The following is a 20,900-nucleotide window of genomic DNA, read 5'->3' on the forward strand; positions in this document are numbered from 1 at the left end:
AACCCACAACTACACAAACCGTCTCCCGGTGAGGTAGGTTGCGAGCAGACAAGGAGATGCTCATGCCCGCAACGCTGTCCTTTTCCATCAAACAGGCTCGACGCCTGGCGCTGGCCGCCCAAGGGTTCAACGGGCGCCAGCCGCCGGCGACGATCAAAGCGGCCCAGCTCAATCGGTTGATCGAGCGGCTGGGCATTCTGCAGATCGATTCGGTCAATGCGTTGGTGCGTTCGCACTACCTTCCCTTGTTTTCCCGCCTCGGCAATTACTCATCCAATTTGCTCGACCAGGCTGCCTGGAGTTCGGGCCGTCGACGTACGCTGTTCGAATATTGGGGCCATGAAGCCTCGTTGCTGCCCCTGTCGATGTACCCGTTGATGCGCTGGCGCATGCAACGCGCGAGTCGTGGCGAAGATATCTATCAGCAACTGGCGCGTTTCGGGCGAGAGCAACAGGACACTGTTCGGCGGGTGCTGGCCTCGGTCGAGGCGCTCGGTGCGCTGGGTGCCGGGAGTCTGTCGACCCGTCAGGAGCGGGCCGGGCCGTGGTGGGACTGGAGCGCGGAAAAGCATGCGCTGGAATGGTTGTTCGCCGCCGGAGAAGTGACCGTGGCCGGGCGGCGTGGTTTCGAGCGGCTCTATGATTTGCCGGAGCGGGTGATTCCTGCGGCAATTCTGCAGCAGCCGTTGCTCTCGGAGGACGAGGCCCAGCGCGGGCTGCTGCTGCATGCCGCGAATGCTTTGGGGGTGGCGACGGAAAAGGACTTGCGCGATTACTTTCGTCTCAGTCCTGGTGATGCACGTCCGCGTCTGGCGGAGTTGGTGGAGGCAGGGGAACTGCTGACCTGTGAAGTGGAGGGTTGGCGGCAATCGGCCTTTTGCCTGCCAGCGCCGAAAGTGCCGCGCAGAGTCGAGGCCAGTGCTTTGCTTTCGCCGTTTGATTCGCTGGTCTGGGAGCGCAGTCGCACCGAGCGTTTGTTTGATTTTCGCTATCGGTTGGAGATTTATACGCCGCCGGACAAGCGGGTCTACGGCTATTACGTGTTGCCGTTTTTACACAACGAGCGGATTGCCGCACGGGTGGATTTGCGCGCGGAACGGGTGTTGGGGCGGCTCGCAATACATGCCGTGCATGAGGAAGAGCCGGGGCTGGACGAGGAGGGGATGCTGGCGTTAGCGGTCAATTTGCGGCGGATGGCGGATTGGTTGGGGTTGGAGCAGGTTCAGTTGAATTGCCCGCGGGCGAGTGCGGTGCGGTTGCGGGTGGCATTGGCACAGATAGATGGGTGACTAATCTGGGCTAATCGCCAGCAGGCTGGCTCCCACAATGGATCTGTGTCGTACACAAAATCATGTGGGAGCTAGCCTGCTAGCGATAGCGGTACATCAGGCGATCAAAAACTACCGTCGAACCTGCTTCAAAGTTTCAGCAATCAAAAACGCCAACTCCAGCGACTGATCCGCATTCATCCGCGGATCACAATGGGTGTGATACCGGTCCGACAACCCATCCTCGGTAATCGGCCGCGCACCACCAATGCACTCGGTGACATTCTGCCCGGTCATCTCGATATGGATGCCGCCGGCATAGGTGCCTTCCGCTTCGTGCACCTGGAAAAACTGCTTCACTTCGCCAAGAATCTGCGCAAAGTCGCGGGTCTTGTAGCCGCTGCTGGCCTTGATGGTGTTGCCGTGCATCGGGTCGGAACTCCAGAGCACTTGCTTGCCTTCACGCTGCACCGCGCGGATCAGCGCCGGCAAGTGATCGCCGACCTTGTTCGCGCCCATCCGTGCGATCAGGTTCAAACGGCCTGGATCGTTGTCCGGGTTGAGCACGTCGATCAGGCGGATCAGGTCGTCCGGGTTCATGCTCGGCCCCACTTTGACCCCGATCGGGTTGTTCACCCCGCGCAGGAATTCGACGTGAGCGCCGTCGAGCTGTCGGGTGCGGTCGCCGATCCACAGCATGTGCGCCGAGCAATCGTAGTAATCGTTGGTCAGGCTGTCGCGACGCACGAAGGCTTCTTCGTAGTTCAGCAGCAGCGCTTCGTGGGCGGTGAAGAAACTGGTTTCGCGCAATTGCGGCGAAGTGTCCATGCCGCAGGCGCGCATGAATGCCAGTGTTTCATCGATGCGGTCGGCGAGGTGGCTGTATTTTTCCGCCAGGGCCGAGTTGGCGATGAAGTCCAGGTTCCACTTGTGCACCTGATGCAGGTCGGCAAAACCGCCCTGGGCGAAGGCGCGCAGCAGGTTCAGGGTCGCGGTGGATTGGTGATAGGACTGCAGCAGGCGTTCCGGGTCAGGTACACGGCTTTTTTCGTCGAAACCGATACCGTTGACGATGTCGCCACGGTAGGCGGGCAGGGTCACGCCGTCGATGGTTTCGTCGTTGGCCGAACGCGGTTTGGCGAACTGCCCGGCCATGCGCCCGACCTTGACCACCGGGCAACCGGCAGCGAAGGTCATGACGATCGCCATCTGCAGCAGCACTTTGAAGGTGTCGCGGATTTTCGCGGCGGAGAACTCGGCGAAGCTTTCGGCGCAGTCGCCGCCCTGCAACAGAAACGCGCGGCCCTGGGTCACTTCGGCGAACTGACGGCGCAACTCCCGGGCTTCACCGGCAAACACCAGCGGCGGATAGCTCGCCAGGGTTTGCTCGACGTGCAGCAAATGCGCCGCGTCGGGATAAACAGGTTGTTGCTGGATCGGCAAGGCGCGCCAGCTGTCAGGGCTCCAGGGTTGGCTCATCACGGTCTCGGTTGTTTTACGCTCGGGCGTTCATGTTATCAGCAATTAGTGCGTGACCTGTTCCCGTCGCTTCGCGGACAATCGCGCTTTTGCCGCCCGATGTTGCGGTGTACTGCGTTGCCGGGCCCGGTGACGATCTGGAGACGAAATGACTGAGGAGCGCGTCGAGCATCTGCTCGCCGAGGTACAGGACGAGTTCGGCGTGATTCGCGTGCTGGAAGTGGCCGATTACCGTTTTCTCGAGTTCGGTGATGCCATCGAACAGAGTTGCGTGTTCACCGCCGACCCTAGCTGGCTCGAATACGATTACACCCGTGCCATGCTGATCGGTGCGTTGTGCCATGAGCAACCGGAAAGCGCACTGTTCCTCGGCCTCGGCGCTGGCACGCTGACTCAGGCGTGCCTGAAGTTCTTGCCGCTGGAAGATGTCGAAGCCATTGAGCTGCGGCCCGACGTGCCGCGCCTGGCCATCGAATTCCTGGGGCTGGATGACGATCCGCGACTGTACATCCGCGTCGGCGATGCGCTGGAACTGCTCGATACCGCCGAGCCGGCCGACCTGATTTTCGTCGACCTTTACACCGATGTCGGGCCAGGTGTCGGGCATCTGGCCTGGAATTTTCTGGAAAACTGTCAGAAACGCCTGAATCCGGGTGGTTGGCTGGTGATCAATCAATGGGCTACCGATGATGGCAAGCCGTTGGGTGCGGCGTTGTTGCGCGGGCTCTATCACCGGCATTACTGGGAGCTGCCGGTGAAGGAGGGCAATGTGATTCTGCTCGTGCCGTCGGAGCTGGATCAGGAGCTGGACATGCACGGGTTGGTGGCGCGGGCCGAAGGGTTGGCGCCGCGGTTGGGGTACTCGTTGCAGTCGTTGATCAAGGCGATCCGCCCGGCGACTTGATTTGTCGTCTATATGGGCCTAATCGCGGGCAAGCCCGCTCCCACAGTGATTGTGGATATTCACAAAACCTGTGGGAGCGGGCTTGCCCGCGATGAGGCCCTCGCAACCAAAACATCCTTCAAAACCCTTTGAACACGCCGGGCCGCTTCTCCAACATCGACCGCACGCCTTCCTGCGCATCCTCACTCGCCAGCAACTTCTTCACCAATGGCGGCAACGCCAGCGCCGCCGCTGTTTCTCCTTCATAACGCGCCTGCCGCGCCGACATCAGCGTCGCCTGCACCCCCAGCGGCGCCTGCCGGGCAATCCGCTCCGCCAATTCAATCGCCCGCGGCAGCAAGTCTTCGCTGGCCATGACTTCCTGCACCAGGCCCAGATGCAACGCGTCATGCGCATCGAATTCATCCCCGGTCAGCAACCAGCGCATCGCATTGCCCCAACCGGCGACCTGATGCAAGCGCAAGGTGGCGCCGCCGAACGGGAAGATCCCGCGCTGCACTTCTTTCTGGGCAAACCGGGTGTTGCTGGCGCAAAGGTTGATGTCGGCGGCCAGCATCAGCTCGATGCCGATGGTCAGGCAATAACCTTGCGCGGCGACGATCACCGGTTTGCTGACTCGCGGCCCCGCAAACACGCCCCACGGATCGCAACCGCCGGGCGGCGCCTGCCAGCCCTCGGCCAGGGCTGAGCTGGCGCTGACCAGATCAAGCCCGGCGGTAAAATGCTCGCCATGACCGAACACCACCGCCACCCGCGCTTCGCTGTCGGCCTCGAACTCGCCATAGGCCAGGCTGAGGGCGTTGAGCAGGTCGAGATCGAAGGCGTTGCGCTTGGCCACCCGATCGAGGCCGATCAACAGGACATGGCCGTGCCGTTCGCAGGTCACACGGCTGGTAACGGGTTGATTCATCGAACAATTCCTCGGGTGGGAAGGGATTGTGAGGCCGTAGGTATGCTTCACAACGGTGAACCGTTTTAGCGCCATCGCCAGCAGGGCCGGGCCTTTGAAAAATAGACGCTTGCGCGATTATCCGCAAAGCCTGTGACATAACGGTGTATGCGTCGGTTTTCCGACAAATAATGCTCCCTTTTTGGGCGAATTCCGGTATAGTGCGCGCCGGCCTTTAACCGGGCCGCGTTTAGGTAGCGCAATTCCCCGAAGTCAGCTTCGGCTGCACGTCCGCACAGCGGACTCTCCCTTGACGAATCTTTTTCATTCATTCGTTTTCGCAAATCCCCGCCGACAAAGCAGCCAGGGCGACTCTTGAGTCTTACACGGCATGCGCAGCTTTGGAGCATGGGTCTTTGCGGATGCACTTAGAGGCAGACCCATGACCCAGGAAACCGGCGGCTTCGCCGCTTTTAATCTTAATCCGAATATTCTTGCAGCCGTCATCGCGACTGGCTACGAAGAGCCTTCGGCTATTCAGCAGCAATCGATCCCGATCATCATGGCCGGCCAGGACATGATTGGTCAGGCGCAAACCGGTACGGGTAAAACCGCTGCGTTCGCCCTGCCTATCCTGCATTGCATCGATCCTGCCAAGCGCGAGCCGCAAGCCCTGATCCTGGCGCCAACCCGTGAGTTGGCGCTGCAAGTAGCAACCGCTTTCGAAACCTACGCCAAGCAAATGCCGGGCGTTACCGTTGTGGCCGTTTACGGCGGCGCGCCTATGGGCCCACAACTGAAAGCAATCCGTAACGGCGCACAGATCGTTGTCGCCACCCCGGGCCGTCTGTGCGACCACCTGCGTCGCGACGAAAAAGTCCTGTCGACCGTGAACCACCTGGTTCTCGACGAAGCTGACGAAATGCTCAAGCTGGGCTTCATGGACGACCTGGAAGTCATCTTCAAGGCTCTGCCAGCGACCCGTCAGACCGTACTGTTCTCGGCCACCCTGCCACAGTCGATCCGTGCCATTGCCGAACGCCATCTGCGCGATCCGCAACACGTGAAGATCCAGACCAAGACTCAGACCGTTACCGCGATCGAACAGGCTCACCTGTTGGTTCACGCTGACCAGAAGACCTCGGCTGTATTGAGCCTGCTGGAAGTCGAAGACTTCGACGCCCTGATCATGTTCGTGCGCACCAAGCAAGCGACCCTGGACCTGGCCAGCGCCCTGGAAGCCAAAGGCTACAAAGCCGCTGCGCTGAACGGTGACATTGCCCAGAACCAGCGTGAGCGCGTGATCGACTCCCTCAAGGATGGCCGTCTGGACATCGTTGTGGCGACCGACGTTGCTGCTCGTGGCCTGGACGTTCCGCGCATCACTCACGTGTTCAACGTTGACATGCCGTACGATCCGGAATCCTACGTTCACCGTATCGGCCGTACCGGCCGTGCCGGTCGCGAAGGTCGTGCACTGCTGCTGGTGACTCCGCGTGAGCGCCGCATGCTGCAAGTGATCGAGCGTGTAACCGGTCAGAAAGTTGCCGAAGTCCGCCTGCCGGACGCTCAGGCTGTTCTCGATGCCCGCATCAAGAAACTGACCAACAGCCTGTCGCCACTGGTGGCGGATGCCGAATCGACTCACGGTGATCTGCTGGATCGCCTGACTGCCGACATCGGTTGCACTCCACGTGCACTGGCCGCTGCTCTGTTGCGCAAAGCCACCAACGCTCAGGCGTTGACCCTGGCTGCGATCGAGAAAGAACGTCCACTGGTGCCGAACAACGCACCGCGTGGCGATCGTCCAGAGCGTACCGGTGATCGTCCGGACCGTGGTGATCGTGAGCGTCGCGCTCCGGTTCCATTGGCTGAAGGTCGTGCTCGTTGCCGTACCGCGCTGGGTGCGCGTGATGGTATCGCTGCGAAAAACCTGCTGGGCGCCATCCTCAACGAAGGTGGCTTGGCTCGCGAAGCAATCGGTCGCATCCAGGTGCGTGACAGCTTCAGCCTCGTCGAGCTGCCGGAAGATGGTCTGGAGCGTCTGCTGACCAAGCTGAAGGACACTCGCGTTGCCGGTAAGCAGTTGAAGCTGCGTCGCTATCGCGAAGATTGATCCGCTCCCGGGCTGATTGATCGAACATAAAAAATCCCCGACTGGTTCGGGGATTTTTTTTTGCCTGCGATTTGTATTGTAGGAGCGGGATTATTCCGTGGTCGGGCCGCCGCCTGCCGTCACCACTTGCACGCTCATACGCGGCATCGCCAGGTCGAGCCCGGCTTCGTCCAGGTGTCGTTTCAGGGACAGGTTGAACGCGCGGGACACTTCCCATTGTTTGATCGGCGCCGTCTTGAAGCGGGCCCGCAGAATTGCATTGCCTGACTCGAAACTCTCGACCCCTTGAATCTCCAGCGGCGACCAGATATTGCGCCGTTGCAGCGGATCGTTGCGCATCTTCTGGCCGACGTCGCGCATCAGTTTGATCGCGTTGTCGATGTCCATATTGGAGGGGATCGCCACGCGGAAGATCGCGTAGCCGAATTCCCGGGAGTAGTTCTTGATGCTTTTGATTTCGCTGAACGGGATGGTGTGGACAATGCCGTCGATATCCCGCAGGCGCACGGTGCGAATGGTCAGGCCTTCGACGGTGCCGAGGTGGCCGCCGACATCCACGTAGTCGTCGATGGCCAGGGAGTCTTCGATGATGATGAACAGCCCGGTGATCAGGTCGGCGACCAGCGACTGTGCGCCGAAACCGATGGCCAGACCGATCACGCCGGCACCGGCCAGCAGCGGCGTGACGTTCATGCCCATGTTCGCCAGGGCGACGATCAGCGCGATGATGAAAATCGCCACGAACAGCACGTTGCGGATCAGCGGCATCATCGTTTGCGCGCGGGCATTGGCCAGGCCTTTGCGCGAGCGGGTGAGCGCGTGGTGCACCGCGGTGTCGCTGAGAATCCAGATCAGCCAGGCAAAAATCAGTGTGCCCCCGAGGCTGAACAGTTTGACGCTGACTTCATGGCCTTCGCCTTCGGTGAACGCAATCAGCGACATGCCCCAGACGCGCAGGCCGAGTTCGATAAACGCCAGCCACACCAGCAAGTGGGCGAGGGTGTAAAAGAAGCTTTTCAGGCGTTCGGAATACAGCGCATGGCGCTTCACCCCGCGTTGCGGTTTCAGCGCATGCCGGCGCACCAACCCGTGGATGACCATGCACAACACCAGCAGCACGGTGCAGATCAGCGACTGGCGCAGCGCGGTGCTGGTGTCGCCGGCCGAGACAAAGGTGGCGAACAGCGAAATGGCCACCAGCACCAACGCCGGCACGAACCAGAAGGTCCCGAGAATTTCGATCGTGTCGCTGAGTGCGCGGCGGGTCAGGCGCCGTGACAGTGGTTGGTTGCGGATCAAGTGAGCGATGGGGCGGCGGAACCGCAGGATGAACAGTCCAGTGGACAGTGCGGCCAGCACGTTGGCGATGGTGGCGGCAGTGTGCGCCAAATGGCTGCCGAGGCTGGCAACCAGTCGCGGGTCGCTCAAGGCTTCGCCGAACGCGGCAAAACTGCCGATCAGCCACAACGGTCGAAAGGCCTGATGCCGCAGGATGTATAAAGCGCGGTGGCGGTGCGGCCCATCGAGCAAGGAAAAGGCGATTACGCAGATCGCCGAAAAACACGTGCCGACCACCAGTGCATAGGCCAGAACCATCGCCAGGCTTTTGCCCAGTGACGAGGGCAGGGCATAACTCATGTAGACCGTGATGAGCAAGGCAATCAGCCAGGGGCCGAGTTTGCGCAAGGCAAAACGCAGCATGTCGAGGGCCTTGGGGTGTTGCGGCAATTCCTCGGTCAGGCCGAAGCGCATCCGCACCCGATGGCCGAGCCAGATCAGCGCGGCGGCCAGCAGGCTCCAGACCATCAGGATCATGGCGAAGGCAAAAATGATCGGCAGCCATTCATTGGCCGGCAACGCCAGGGCTGTCAGTTCATCCTTGGCCTGGTTGAATTCTTCCGACCAGTGCGTGAGCGGGCTGTCAGCGCCGGAAAACTGCTTTTCGAAATTGGCCAGCGTGCCGCCAATCAGGCCTAGCACGCCTTCTTCTTTGGCCGGTTGGGCTTTTTTGGTGGCGTCGCGCAGCTTCTTCAGGTCGGCCAGCAATTTGCTGCGTTGCTGATCGTTCTCCAGCGATTTGATGACTTCGTCGAGGGATTGCCCGAGGGGTTCTTGCGCTTCAGGCTGGGCTTTCGCCGAGCTGTTGAGCAGGCTCGGAAGACCGGCGGCCTGGGCAGGCGTGATCGGCAGCAGCGTCATGAGGCAGACGAGGAAAAGGCAAGGCAGGGCATAAAGACGAGCGAACACTAGGCGGTCAACCTTGAAAGGAGCAGATCGACCGAGTGTACGAGCCCGCCAAAATCAAAGCGAGCCAGGGGTGAGGATTTATTCGTTGAGTTTGGCGAGGATCTTGAAGACGACGGTGGCGAGGATGGTCAGCATGCCGATCCACATCGCGAACACGCCGGCATTCTTGTCACGGAAATTGAAGCCGATGGCCAGCAGGATCATCCCGGCAAGAATCGGGATCAGCATGGCGTGAAATGAAGACATTGAGATCATGAGCGACTGCCTTGTCGAAAGGGATAATTCAAGTTTAGGTGGCTTTAGCATTTGTAGGAGCCGGCTTGCTGCGGGCGGCGTTCCGGCGATGGCGATCTCAAGGATGCCATCGCCGGCAAGCCGGGCTCCTGCAAGGTTTACGGCAATTCCTGGCAGGCGTAGAACGCGCTCAGCACTTTGACCAGGTGTGCCAGGTCATGGCTGCCGCACAGCTCGCGGATCGAGTGCATGGCGAACGTCGGCAGGCCGATGTCCACCGTGCGCACGCCCAAGTGGCTGGCGGTGATCGGGCCGATGGTCGAGCCGCAGCCCATGTCGCTGCGGACCACGAAGCTTTGCACCGGCACTTCTTCGGCCATGCACAGGTGGCGGAAGAACCCGGCGGTTTCGCTGTTGGTGGCGTATCGCTGGTTGCTGTTGACCTTGATGACCGGTCCGGCGTTGAGTTTCGGGCCGTGGTTGGCGTCGTGTTTGTCGGCGTAGTTAGGGTGTACGCCGTGGGCATTGTCGGCCGAGACCAGCAGGGATTTCTGAATGGTCCGTACGAATTCGTCACCTTCGGGCAACAAGCGACGCAGCGTCTGCTCCAGCATCGGGCCGTCAGCGCCGCACGCCGAGCAGGAGCCAACTTCCTCGTGGTCATTGGCGACCAGGACGCAGGTTTCGTCGGTTTCAGTCGTGAGCAAGGCTTGCAGGCCGGCATAGCAGGACAGCAGGTTGTCGAGGCGCGCGCCGGCAATGAAGTCGCCATGCAGGCCGATGACCGCTGCGCTTTGGGTGTCGTAGAAGCTCAGCTCGTAATCGAGTACCACGTCGGCGTTCAGGCCGTGCTCGAGAGCCAGTTGATTGGTGAGCACGGCGCGGAAGTCCACGCGCTCGTCACCGGCGAATTGCGCGAGGATCGGCGGCAGTTCGGTCTGGGCGTTGATCGCCCAACCCATATTGGCTTCACGATTGAGGTGAATGGCCAGGTTCGGAATGATTGCGATCGGCGTCTTGAAGTCGATCAGTTGGCTCTCGACCTTGCCGTCACGGCGGAAGGTCACGCGACCGGCCAGGGACAGGTCACGGTCGAACCAGGGCGCCAGCAGCGCGCCGCCATAGACTTCGACGCCCAGCTGCCAGAAACCCTGGCGTTGCAGTTCCGGCTGGGGTTTGACCCGCAGGCACGGGCTGTCGGTGTGGGCGCCGACCAGGCGAATGCCGCCGTGCAGCGGTGAATGACGGCCCATCTTGATCGCGACGATCGAAGAGTCGTTGCGGGTCACGTAGTAGCGGCCGTTAGCTTCGGTGGTCCAGGGCTCGCGTTCGTCGAGACGCTGATAGCCCGCCGCTTCCAGGCGCTGAACAAGGCTGGCAGTGGCATGGAACGGGGTAGGGGAGGCCTTGAGGAAGTCGATCAGGCCTTGGTTCAACTCTTCGCGCATAAGTAGCTCCAGACAGCAATGGCGCAAGTTTACCGTATTGGTCGCAGAATTGGCGGCGAGCTGATGGTGTTGCGTCTGCGTGTGATCCCTGTGGGAGCAGGCTTGCCCGCGAAAGCTGACTCAAGTTCAACAAAGATGTTGCCTGTGCCGCCGCCTTCGCGGGCAAGCCCGCTCCCACAGGTTGGAGTGTTTCGTCTAGAACGGTGCCGGGCACTCGAAACGCAAGCGTTCACCGGTTTGTGGGTGGGTGAAACTCAGCATGCTCGCGTGCAGGCACAGGCGTGGCCAGGCGGCCAGCGCTTGCTCGTGGGCGTAGAGCCCGTCACCCAGCAGCGGGTGGCCGATGGAGAGCATGTGCACGCGCAACTGATGGGAGCGGCCGGTGATTGGCGTCAGTTCAACGCGGCACCAGTCGCCGCACCGTTCCAGCACACGCCAGAAGGTCAGGGCATTTTTGCCGAACTCGTGGTCTACCACATGGCGCGGCTTGGTCGGCGGGTCATAGCGCAGGGGCAGGTCGATGCTGCCGCTGTCCAGTTCCGGTTGGCCCCAGCACAGTGCGGTGTAAGCCTTTTCCGTTTCACGATCGTGAAATTGCCGGGACAACTCGCGATGCGTGTCCGGGTCTCGGGCCAACAAAATGATGCCGGAGGTTTCCCAGTCCAGACGATGGACGATGCGGGCTTCCGGGTAGCCGTTTTCCTGCAAGCGGGTAATCAGGCAATCCTTGTTGTCATCGGCCCGTCCAGGGACGGAAAGCAGCAAGGTAGGCTTGTTCACCACCAGTACGGCGGCGTCCTGATGGATGATGTGGATGTTGGACAGCGGCATTAAAACAGCCTCGTAACAAACGCCAACGGCGACTCGATCACTTGAATACTCCTTTTTGCAGGAACCGGCTTGCTGGCGATGCAGGTAGCGCGGTGTAACTGATACACCGCGTTGATGCTATCGCCAGCAAGCCGGCTCCCACACAAGGGTTCGAGTGATCGAGCCGCCGTGGCTCCAGCCGGATCGACTCAGCGATCTGGCAGGGTGATATTGAGTTCCAGAATCGAGCAGCTACCCTGGTTTTCCAGGGCGACATGCACGTCATCGGACCCGATATTGACGTACTTGCGGATCACCTCTACCAGCTCTTTCTGCAAGGCTGGCAAGTAATCCGGCGTACTGCGTTGGCCGCGTTCATGCGCCACGATAATCTGTAGACGCTCTTTCGCTACCGAGGCGGTACTTGGCTTCTTGTTAGCACGAAAGAAGTCAAAAATGTTCATTACCGGCCTCCAAACAGACGCTCAAAGAATCCTTTCTTCGTCACATCGAGAAACCGATGCTCCACGGTTTTGCCCAGAAGGCGATCGACGGCATCGCTGTACGCCTGACCGGCGTCGCTCTGATCGTCGAGAATCACCGGCACGCCGGAGTTGGACGCCTTGAGTACCGCTTGGGACTCCGGAATCACACCCAGCAGGGTCACAGCGAGAATTTCCTTGACGTCTTCGACGCCGAGCATCTCGCCATCGCTGACGCGTTGCGGGTTGTAGCGGGTCAGCAGCAAGTGTTCCTTGATCGGCTCTTCGCCGTTTTCGGCGCGACGCGACTTGCTGGCCAGCAGGCCCAGCATGCGGTCCGAGTCACGTACCGAGGAGACTTCCGGGTTGGTCACGACGATCGCTTCATCGGCGAAGTACATGGCCAGGTGCGCACCTTTCTCGATGCCGGCCGGGGAGTCGCAGACCACGAATTCGAAGTCTTCCTTCAACGCCATCAGGACTTTTTCCACGCCTTCGACGGTCAGCGCGTCTTTGTCGCGGGTCTGACTGGCGGCCAGTACGTAGAGGTTTTCCAGGCGCTTGTCTTTGATCAGGGCCTGTTGCAGGTTGGCTTCGCCGTTCACTACGTTGACGAAGTCATACACGACGCGACGTTCGCAGCCCATGATCAGGTCGAGGTTACGCAAACCGACGTCGAAGTCGACGATAACTGTTTTGTGACCGCGCAGTGCGAGGCCGGTACCAATAGCGGCACTGGTGGTGGTCTTACCCACACCACCCTTGCCGGATGTAACCACGAGAATCTTGGCCAAGGTGTTTCACCCCTAAGGAAAAAGGACATTTAGCCCCTGAAAAACATCTCTAGAAAAACTACTGCAGTCGGACAGCCGTGGCTGGAATCCGGTCCAGAACCGCGCTTACCTCGGGTAAACACTGCTTTTGGCCTTTTTCCTACTTCGTTTGAGCCGTTTTCGCTACGTTTTAGAGATGCTTGGAAAATGCGGCAGTATCCGTTAAAGCCGAATGATGTTCAACACATCGCCCGACAGACTGACCTGTACGCCCGCGCCCCACAGAGGGTCGCGACGCAGATCTTCCGAAACCTTGTAGTGGCCTGCGATGGAAACCAGTTCAGCGCTCATTTGCTGACAGAAAATCCTGGCTTTCGTGTCGCCTTTGACCCCGGCCAACACTCGACCGCGCATCGGTCCGTATACATGGATGTTGCCGTCGGCGAGAAGTTCCGCGCCCGGGCTGACCGAGGAGATCACGATGAGGTCGCAACCCTGGGCATAAATCTGCTGGCCGCCGCGTACGGGCGAGGTGATGATTTTCGTCGGTTTGATCGTGGGTTCCGGCGGTTTTTCCGGTTTCTTCGCAACGATGCCTTCAAGCGGGTCCAGCGGTCGCTCGCGTGCGCCGGACGGCGGCAGCACCGGCAGGTCGACCGCGATGGCCGCGGCGATGTCTTCGATACGGCTGGCACGGATCGCCAGGGTGCGCAGGCCATGCTGGCGACAGACGCGCATCAGGCCTGGCAGATCGACCGCGCCTTCGCTGGCCGGGAGCTTGTCCAGAGCCAGTACCAGCGGCGCGTTGCTGAAGAAGCCAGGCGCCTGGGCGACCTTGGCGGCCAGTTGCCGATCAAGGCTTTCGAGGTCATTGCGGGCCAGCTCCAGCACGGTAATGGCGAGCATGCTGCCCTTCAACTGGAACACGGGATCCTGGTCTTGCGGTTCGATTTGGCTCATGGTCGGCATACAACGGCTTGTCACTAAAAGTGCCGAGACTTATAACGAGAACGCTCGCGAGCCGCAAGCCGGGTCGAACGATGTAGAATGCGCGGCCATTGTCTTTCCGGAACCTTTAATGGATCGCCCGCGTTTTCAAAAAGCATTTCTGATGCCGCGTTTCTGGCCGCTGTGGTGCGGCTTGGGGCTGTTGTGGCTGATTGTTCAATTGCCATACCCGGCGTTGCTGTTTATCGGACGCGGCCTTGGTGCATTGATGTATCGAGCGGCCGGCGACCGACGGCGCATTGCCCGGCGCAATCTGGAGCTGTGTTTCCCCGAAAAATCCCCCGCCGAGCGCAAACGCCTGCTCAAGGAAAACTTTGCCTCCACCGGCATCGCGTTCTTTGAAATGGCCATGAGCTGGTGGTGGTCCCGGGAGCGCCTGGCGAAACTGGCTCACGTCGAAGGGCTGGAGCATCTGAAGAAAGCGCAGCGCGAAGGCAAAGGCGTGATTTTGATGGCCGTGCATTTCACCACACTGGAAATCGGCGCGGCATTGCTCGGTCAGCAGCACACCATCGACGGCATGTACCGCGAGCACAAGAACCCGCTGTTCGATTACATCCAGCGCAATGGCCGCGAACGACACAACCTCGACTCGCTGGCGGTGGAGCGTGAAGACGTGCGCGGCATGCTCAAACTGCTGCGAGCCGGCCGGGCGATCTGGTACGCACCGGATCAGGACTACGGCGCCAAGCAAAGCATCTTCGTGCCGCTGTTCGGGATTCAGGCCGCGACCGTCACGGCCACCAGCAAGTTTGCGCGGCTGGGCAAAGCGCTGGTGGTGCCGTTCACGCAAGAACGTCTGGCGGACGGCAGCGGTTATCGACTGGTGATTCACGCGCCGCTCGAGGGTTTTCCCGGCGAAAGTGAAGAGGCCGATTGCCTGCGGATCAACCAATGGATCGAAGGCGTGCTGCGCGATTGCCCGGAGCAGTACCTTTGGGCCCATCGCCGCTTCAAGAGCCGTCCACCGGGCGAACCCAAGCTGTACGCCAAACGCGGTTGAACCACTGATCCCTTTAAGCACCACGGAGCGTTGCGATGAGTCCTGCTGAACCGGTTACAGGGTTGATTCTTTCCGGCGGCGGGGCCCGGGCGGCCTATCAGGTTGGCGTGCTGGCGGCGATTGCCGAACTGCTGCCGCTGGGGGCAGACAATCCGTTTCCAGTGATCGTCGGCACTTCGGCCGGGGCGATCAATGCCGTCAGCCTCGCCAGCGGGGCGATGGATTTCCGTGGTGCGATCGAACGTCTGACAGCCTTTTGGCAGGGGTTCCGCAGTCATCTGGTGTTGCGCAGCGATTGGCCAGGGGTGATCCATCAAGCCAGCCGATTTGTCAGCCACAGTTTGCTGGGCATTGGCGCTCAAGTGCCGGTAGCCTTGCTCAACAGCTCGCCGTTGCGCGGGTTGCTCAACGACAAATTGCACATGACCGGCATCGCCGAAGCCATTGCGCAGAAGCAGTTGCAGGCCGTGGCGGTCACCGCGTTCGGTTACGAATCGGGTCAGGCGGTCACCTTCTATCAGGGCGGCGGCACCATTAATGCCTGGTTGCGCCATCGGCGAATTGGCGTTCCCACACAGTTGACCGTCGACCATTTGCTCGCCAGCTCAGCCATCCCATTGCTGTTTGCACCGGTAAAAATCGGCGAGGAATACTTCGGCGACGGCGCGGTTCGCCAATCGGCACCGATCAGCCCGGCACTGCACCTGGGCGCCAGCCGCGTGCTGGTGGTCGGCGTCAGTGGCAACCCGCGAGGGGTCGACCCGGAACAACCGCTGCAACGCGCGTACACCGGTCAGCAGCCGACGCTCGCGCAAATCGGCGGTCACATGCTCAACAGCACGTTCATTGACAGCCTGGAAAGCGACATCGAGTTGCTGCAGCGTTTGAATCAGTTCAGCCATCTGATGCCCGACGGCACCCCGACCCGTGCGCTCGGCGTAGCGCCGGTGGAGGTGCTGGTTATTTCGCCGAGCCAGCCGATCGATGAAATTGCTGCGCGGCATCGGCAGGAGTTGCCGGCGGCGCTGCGTCTGTTTTTGCGCGGTCCGGGGGCAACGAAGACGAGCGGGGCGGGGGTGTTGAGTTATCTGTTGTTCGAGGCGGGGTATTGCAGCGAGTTGATTGACCTGGGGCGACGCGATGCGTTGGCCAAGCGTGAGGAGCTTTGCCGGTTTCTTGGGTTGGTGCAGCCGGTGGTTTCGGCTTGAGGTCGGCGGTGCGGCTATCGCTAGCAGGCTAGCTCCCACAGTGGATCTTCAGTGCCACTCAGATCAACTGTGGGAGCTAGCCTGCTAGCGATGGCGCCCTTGCAGACGCCACTTGCAGCCGGATCAGAAGTGGAACTTCACCAGGAAGCTCGTAGTGCTCTGATTAGTCTTGAATGCACCGCTGTCTTCAATCCCGTACTTGTTTTTCCAGTAGTCATACTCCACACCCACATACAACTGCTTCTCGCCAAAATTCAGCGCTTTACCCAAGTCATATTTAACTTGCGGATTGAAGTGCAGGTTGGCGTGGTATTCGCCTTTTTTGTTGACGTCGTTATCGACCACCCAGTCCATGAAACCGTCGATCAGGATGTTCGAGTCCCCCACTGGAATGGTGTAGGACCAGACCGGGGTGATCTGCCAGACATTGTCCCCGGCGCGTGGGCCTTCGGTCTGACGGTTGTAGAAGTTCAGCTGGAAGTAATCGAAGCCCGGGATCGCCAGGTCGAAACCCGGACCGATCAGGTAGGACTCGGTATCGCCTTCACCAAACTCGTACGTCATGGCCAGCAACACGTCTTTGACCGGGCCGAATTCGATTTTCTGGTCGAGAACCTTGCCCAAGGAAATACGTGGGCTGAACTCACCGTAATAGGTGTTCGGGCCGACGTTGAAATCCTTTTCGCCGTTGTAGAAGATCTTGTCGACGAAGAAGAAGTTATCCCCATATTTCCAGCCGTCGGCGTGTTCGAAAGTCACGGTCTGCTGAATGCGCGGGTTGACCTGGAAGTCCTTGCCATACAGGTAGGTAAGGCTGTTGTTCTGCCATTGCAGCAAGTCGCCGGCCATGGCCTGGCCCCCGGCCAGCAATGATCCCGCCAGCATCAGGCTAGTGCACATACGTTTCATTCGGTTGCTCCCAAAAAGTAGGTGTTCCACGTTATTTTTTTAAGGTCGGCGCTCTGGTGTGGCGCCTTTTTCTGTCGCTGTAAAAAATCATCCAATCGGTCAGCTTTAGTGCTGTAAGCAAGAGCTGCGCCAAGGCGTTCAAAAAGCAAAAAAACTCCCGCTCGGCTGCTCGAAAACAGTCGATTGAGAGGGGGGGTGGAGTGCCTTGGTACCGTCCAGAGCCGGGATAAGTTGGCTTTCTGGTCAGGAATTAAATCCGGGCTTTTTTTTAAAGCGGATTCAGGCGGGCGCGGAGAATACTGACTCCAAGGCCCGTTCTCAAGTGCCCCGCAACAGCGCACCGATGGCAGGTTTGGGGCGCGGTTGCGGGTCATCTTAAAAGTGCACCTTCACCAGCAGGCTGGTGGTGCTTTCATGGGTGTCGAGGTTGGCGTTGTTTTCGACGCCGTACTTGTCTTTCCAGTAGCTGTACTCGACGCCGACATACACCTGTTTCTCCCGCCAGCCGAGGGTTTTGCCCAAGTCATATTTGATCTGCGGGTTGACATGCAGGTTGGCGTGATAGGTGCCGCGCGAGTTTTGGTCGTTATCCACGACCCAGTCGATGTAGCCGTCGATCAACAGGCTCGAATTGCCCAATGGCAGGGTGTAGGACCAGGCCGGTGTGATCTGCCAGACATCATCGCCGGGACGCGAGCCTTCAGTCTGGCGATAGTAGAAGTTCAAGGTGAAAAAGTTGAAGCCCGGTACGGCAAGGTCGAAGCCGGGTCCGATCAGATAGGCCTCGCTGTCGTCTTCGCCATTCTCATAGGTCATGGCCAGCAACACGTCCTTGATCGGGCCGAATTCGAAACGGCGGTCAAGGATTTTACCGAAGGAGAGGCGCGGGCTGAATTCGCCGTAATAGGCGTGAACGCCTTTGTTCCGGTCTTTCTCGCCGTTGTAGTAAGTGCTGTCGACGAACAGGAAGTTGTCGCCGTACTTCCAGCGGTCGGCGTGTTCGAAGGTGATCGTCTGCTGAATCGACGGATTGATCGCGAAATCCTTGCCGTACAAATAGCTGAGGCTGTTGGTCTGCCACAGCAATAAATCGCCGGCCATGGCCTGGCTTGCAGCCAGGAGACTGCTGCCCAACAGCAGGTTTGTTTGAGTCCGAATCATCTGTTGCTCCCTCTTGTTTTTATTTTCAAGGCGCAGGTGTCCCACCCCTGTAGGAGCCGGCTTGCTGGCGATGGTCGTTAACGAATACGCGTGTTATCTGGATAAACGCGGTGTTCTCGGGTTCATCGCGAGCAGGCTCGCTCCCACAGGGGGTTGTGCGTTTCTGTCTTAGTGGGCGTGGCAGTCGTTGATCGCGGCGCGTTCTTTGCCGCCGAGGATGTTGAACAGCAGGTTCAACGACAGCGCACTCAAGGTCGCCATCGCGATTCCACTGTGGGTAATCGGGCTCATCCACAACGGCAGGTGGGCGAAAAACTCCGGACGCACCACCGGAATCAATCCCATGCCGATGCTGACCGCCACCAGCAATTGGTTGCGACGGTCACCGATGTCGGCTTCCTGAAGAATCTTGATTCCGGTGGCGGCGACCATGCCGAACATCGCAATCGCTGCGCCGCCGAGCACGGCGGGCGGAATCGAGGCCACCAGGAATGCGGCTTTGGGCAGCAGGCTCAATACGATCAGCAACCCGCCGGCGACGATGGTCACCGAACGGCAACGCACGCCGGTCATCTGCACCAGGCCGATGTTCTGCGCGAACGAGGAGTGGGTGAAGGTGTTGAAGAAACCGGCGAAGAACGACGCGCCGGCATCGCACAGCAAGCCGCGACGCAGCATCCGCGGGCAGACGTCGTGGCCGGAGATTTTGCCCAGCGCGAGGAACATGCCCGTGGACTCGACGAAGATGATCACCACCACCAGGCACATCGACAGAATCGGTGCGAGTTCAAACTTCGGCATGCCGAAGTGCAGCGGGGTGACGATCTGCACCCAGGGCGCCTGAGCCATGCCGCTGAGGTCGACCATGCCGATCAGCCCGCAGATCAAGTAGCCCAGGCACATGCCGATCAGCACGGAGATGTTGACCCAGAAACCGCGCATGAAGCGATGGACCAACAGGATGGTGGCCAGCACCAGCGCGGCGATGGCCAGGTAAATCGGTGAACCGAATTGCGCGGCGCCCGCACCGCCGCCCGCCCAGTTGACGGCCACGGGGAACAGCGACAAACCGATTGAGGTGATGACCGTGCCGGTCACCAGCGGCGGGAAGAACCGGACGACTTTGGACATGAATGGCGCGATGAGCATGCCGAAGAACCCGGCGGCGATGGTCGCGCCGAAGATGCCCTGCAGACCGATGCCGGGCATGCCCGCCATGGCGACCATGCTGCCGACGGCGGCAAAACTGGCGCCCATCATCACCGGCATGCGGATGCCCATCGGGCCGATGCCCAGCGACTGGACGATGGTGGCGATGCCAGCCACCAGCAGGTCGGCGTTGATCAGGAAGGCGATTTCTTCACGACTCAGGCCTGCGGCCTGTCCGATGATCAGCGGCACCGCGATGGCTCCGCCGTACATCAGCAGAACGTGTTGCAGGCCAACCAGGATCAGTTGCAAAAGGGGCAAACGCTGAATGGCGGGTGCGTCGGGGATGCGCGCTTGGGATAGCTCGGACATGCAACACCTCGGATCTTTTTTATTCTTGTGATTTTGTGCATCAGGGGAGACCGCGTTGCGGCCAATCGACAGCAAGCCGGCTCCTACAGGTCATGCGAAACCCTGTGGGAGCTGGCTTGCCAGCGATGCTTTTAACGATTAATTGGTGGGGGCTCCCTGCACGATCCACGCACCGATCAGGTCACGTTCCTGCTGGGTCATCTGAGTGATGTTGCCCAGTGGCATGATCTGGCTGGTGACGGCTTGAGCCTGGATGCGCGCGGCGTTCTGGCGGATCTGCTCGGGGGTGTCGAACATCACGCCGGCCGGTGCGGCACTGAACAGCGGGCTGGTCGGTTTGGCCGAGTGGCAGACCGAGCAACGTTCCTGGATCACGCTGTGCACCTTGTCGAAACTCGGGCCGGCGTTTGCCGCCTGGACCGGTGCTTCAGCAGGCTTGGCAGCAGCAGGTTTGGCGCCGCCACCGACGGCGGTTTCCGGCAGCGGCTGGTACTCGATGGTGCCCGGTGTCTTGGCCACTTCTGGTGCGCTCGGCATTTGCGCCGGGCCGGTCACGTAAGCCAGGCAGATCATGCCAACAGCCGCGACAGGCAGGGTCCAGGCAAACTTGTGGCTGTCATGACGGGTGTTGAAGTAGTGACGCACCAACACCGCCAGCACCGCGATCCCGGCCAGGATCAGCCAGTTGTATTGGCTGCCGTAGGTGCTCGGGAAGTGGTTGCTGATCATGATGAACAGCACCGGCAAGGTGAAGTAGTTGTTGTGACGCGAACGCAGCAAGCCTTTGGCCGGCAGCGCCGGATCGGGCGTGCGGTTCTCGGCAATCGCCGCCACCAGTGCACGTTGCGCCGGCATGATGATGCGAAACACGTTACCGACCATGATGGTGCCGATGATCGCGCCGACGTGCAGGTACGCACCACGACCGCTGAACACTTTGCTGAAGCCATAGGCGGCGCCGATGATCAGCACGAACAGGATGAAGCCGAGCAGGGCAGGGCGTTTGCCCAGCGCCGAGTCGCAAAGGAAGGAGTAGACGAACCAGCCGACGAACAACGAGGCAATGCCCAGGGCAACCCCTTCAGGGCCGGTCAGGCTGCTGCCCGGTGCCAGCAGGTACAGCGTCGGGTTGGAGTAGAACACCACGCACAGCAGCGCGATCCCCGACATCCAGGTGAAGTAGGCTTCCCATTTGAACCAGTGCAGGTTGTCCGGCATGGTTGGTGGGGCCAGTTTGTATTTTTCCAGGTGGTAGATACCGCCGCCGTGGATCGCCCACAAATCACCGGCCAGACCGCTTTTCGGGTTGACCCGATTGAGGTTGTTTTCCAGCCAGACGAAGTAGAACGACGCACCGATCCAGGCCACGCCAGTAATCATGTGAACCCAGCGCACGCTCAGGTTCAGCCATTCCAACAGATGTGCTTCCACAGTCTTTAC

Annotated in this window: 19 protein-coding genes; 5 read left to right on the forward strand and 14 right to left on the reverse strand. The window is 60.2% G+C overall.

From position 1 onward, the window contains the following. The first annotated feature begins 62 nt into the window (after positions 1-62). Positions 63-1,289, forward strand: coding sequence for a winged helix-turn-helix domain-containing protein (locus tag F8N43_RS01445; protein ID WP_150653085.1), 1,227 nt, complete (start codon positions 63-65; stop codon positions 1,287-1,289). Positions 1,290-1,400: 111 nt separating this feature from the next. On the opposite strand, the gene F8N43_RS01450 is transcribed toward F8N43_RS01445, so the two are convergent. Further along, positions 1,401-2,747, reverse strand: coding sequence for a class II 3-deoxy-7-phosphoheptulonate synthase (locus F8N43_RS01450; RefSeq protein ID WP_150631070.1), 1,347 nt, complete (start codon positions 2,745-2,747; stop codon positions 1,401-1,403). A 148-nt stretch (positions 2,748-2,895) separates the two neighbouring features. On the opposite strand from F8N43_RS01450, the gene F8N43_RS01455 reads away from it, so the two are divergent. Then, positions 2,896-3,651, forward strand: a complete 756-nt coding sequence (locus tag F8N43_RS01455) for a spermidine synthase (RefSeq protein ID WP_150631071.1) — start codon at positions 2,896-2,898, stop codon at positions 3,649-3,651. A gap of 118 nt (positions 3,652-3,769) precedes the next feature. Here F8N43_RS01455 and F8N43_RS01460 read toward each other — a convergent pair whose 3' ends face one another. Continuing rightward, positions 3,770-4,561, reverse strand: a complete 792-nt coding sequence (locus tag F8N43_RS01460) for a crotonase/enoyl-CoA hydratase family protein (protein ID WP_150631072.1) — start codon at positions 4,559-4,561, stop codon at positions 3,770-3,772. Between the two features lie 421 nt (positions 4,562-4,982). Here F8N43_RS01460 and F8N43_RS01470 point away from each other — a divergent pair, with 421 nt between their 5' ends. Further along, positions 4,983-6,656, forward strand: a complete 1,674-nt coding sequence (locus F8N43_RS01470; RefSeq protein ID WP_150631073.1) for a DEAD/DEAH box helicase — start codon at positions 4,983-4,985, stop codon at positions 6,654-6,656. Between the two features lie 90 nt (positions 6,657-6,746). Here F8N43_RS01470 and F8N43_RS01475 read toward each other — a convergent pair whose 3' ends face one another. The 7 genes from F8N43_RS01475 to minC all read right to left on the reverse strand — a co-directional run bounded on the left by F8N43_RS01475 (position 6,747) and on the right by minC (position 13,610). After that, on the reverse strand, positions 6,747-8,903 hold the full coding sequence (locus F8N43_RS01475) for a mechanosensitive ion channel family protein (protein ID WP_150653086.1): 2,157 nt from the start codon (positions 8,901-8,903) through the stop codon (positions 6,747-6,749). Between the two features lie 78 nt (positions 8,904-8,981). Next, complete coding sequence (locus F8N43_RS29265) at positions 8,982-9,149, reverse strand: hypothetical protein (RefSeq protein WP_162130712.1); 168 nt, start codon at positions 9,147-9,149, stop codon at positions 8,982-8,984. A gap of 146 nt (positions 9,150-9,295) precedes the next feature. Beyond that, positions 9,296-10,585, reverse strand: a complete 1,290-nt coding sequence (locus F8N43_RS01480) for a M18 family aminopeptidase (RefSeq protein ID WP_150631075.1) — start codon at positions 10,583-10,585, stop codon at positions 9,296-9,298. Between the two features lie 195 nt (positions 10,586-10,780). After that, positions 10,781-11,416: an RluA family pseudouridine synthase gene (locus F8N43_RS01485; protein ID WP_150631076.1), complete on the reverse strand. Its 636-nt coding sequence runs from the start codon at positions 11,414-11,416 to the stop codon at positions 10,781-10,783. A 188-nt stretch (positions 11,417-11,604) separates the two neighbouring features. Beyond that, a complete protein-coding gene (minE, locus tag F8N43_RS01490; protein ID WP_007944431.1) occupies positions 11,605-11,859 on the reverse strand; it encodes a cell division topological specificity factor MinE in 255 nt (84 codons plus the stop codon). Continuing rightward, positions 11,859-12,671, reverse strand: a complete 813-nt coding sequence (gene minD, locus F8N43_RS01495; protein WP_150631077.1) for a septum site-determining protein MinD — start codon at positions 12,669-12,671, stop codon at positions 11,859-11,861. The genes minE and minD overlap by 1 nt, the downstream gene beginning before the upstream one ends. Positions 12,672-12,872: 201 nt before the next feature. After that, the gene (gene minC, locus F8N43_RS01500) at positions 12,873-13,610 is read right to left on the reverse strand and encodes a septum site-determining protein MinC (RefSeq protein WP_150638753.1); all 738 of its coding nucleotides are present in this window, start codon (positions 13,608-13,610) and stop codon (positions 12,873-12,875) included. Positions 13,611-13,728: 118 nt separating this feature from the next. Between minC and F8N43_RS01505 the strand changes: the two genes are divergently transcribed. Together F8N43_RS01505 and F8N43_RS01510 are read left to right on the forward strand one after the other, a co-directional pair. After that, on the forward strand, positions 13,729-14,661 hold the full coding sequence (locus tag F8N43_RS01505; RefSeq protein ID WP_150638752.1) for a lipid A biosynthesis lauroyl acyltransferase: 933 nt from the start codon (positions 13,729-13,731) through the stop codon (positions 14,659-14,661). Positions 14,662-14,696: 35 nt separating this feature from the next. Next, a complete protein-coding gene (locus tag F8N43_RS01510) occupies positions 14,697-15,869 on the forward strand; it encodes a patatin-like phospholipase family protein (RefSeq protein WP_150631080.1) in 1,173 nt (390 codons plus the stop codon). A 123-nt stretch (positions 15,870-15,992) separates the two neighbouring features. On the opposite strand, the gene F8N43_RS01515 is transcribed toward F8N43_RS01510, so the two are convergent. The 5 genes from F8N43_RS01515 to F8N43_RS01535 all read right to left on the reverse strand — a co-directional run bounded on the left by F8N43_RS01515 (position 15,993) and on the right by F8N43_RS01535 (position 20,891). Then, positions 15,993-16,778 (reverse strand): outer membrane protein OmpK, encoded by a 786-nt coding sequence (locus tag F8N43_RS01515; protein WP_150631081.1) that lies wholly within the window; start codon positions 16,776-16,778, stop codon positions 15,993-15,995. After that, positions 16,775-17,152 carry a hypothetical protein gene (locus F8N43_RS01520; protein WP_150638750.1) on the reverse strand — a complete coding sequence of 126 codons (378 nt, stop codon included), beginning with the start codon at positions 17,150-17,152 and terminating at the stop codon, positions 16,775-16,777. Before F8N43_RS01520 ends, F8N43_RS01515 begins: the two co-directional genes overlap by 4 nt. 1 nt (position 17,153) lies before the next feature. Continuing rightward, positions 17,154-17,939: an outer membrane protein OmpK gene (locus F8N43_RS01525; protein WP_150638748.1), complete on the reverse strand. Its 786-nt coding sequence runs from the start codon at positions 17,937-17,939 to the stop codon at positions 17,154-17,156. Positions 17,940-18,107: 168 nt separating this feature from the next. Continuing rightward, entirely contained in the window at positions 18,108-19,460 is a 1,353-nt protein-coding gene (locus F8N43_RS01530) for a nucleobase:cation symporter-2 family protein (protein ID WP_150653087.1), read from the reverse strand. 138 nt (positions 19,461-19,598) lie between these two features. Beyond that, positions 19,599-20,891 carry a urate hydroxylase PuuD gene (locus F8N43_RS01535; RefSeq protein ID WP_150638744.1) on the reverse strand — a complete coding sequence of 431 codons (1,293 nt, stop codon included), beginning with the start codon at positions 20,889-20,891 and terminating at the stop codon, positions 19,599-19,601. Between the last annotated feature and the right edge of the window lie 9 nt (positions 20,892-20,900).

It is taken from the genome of Pseudomonas fluorescens, from assembly GCF_902498065.1.
GTDB classification, from domain to species: domain Bacteria; phylum Pseudomonadota; class Gammaproteobacteria; order Pseudomonadales; family Pseudomonadaceae; genus Aquipseudomonas; species Aquipseudomonas fluorescens_BJ.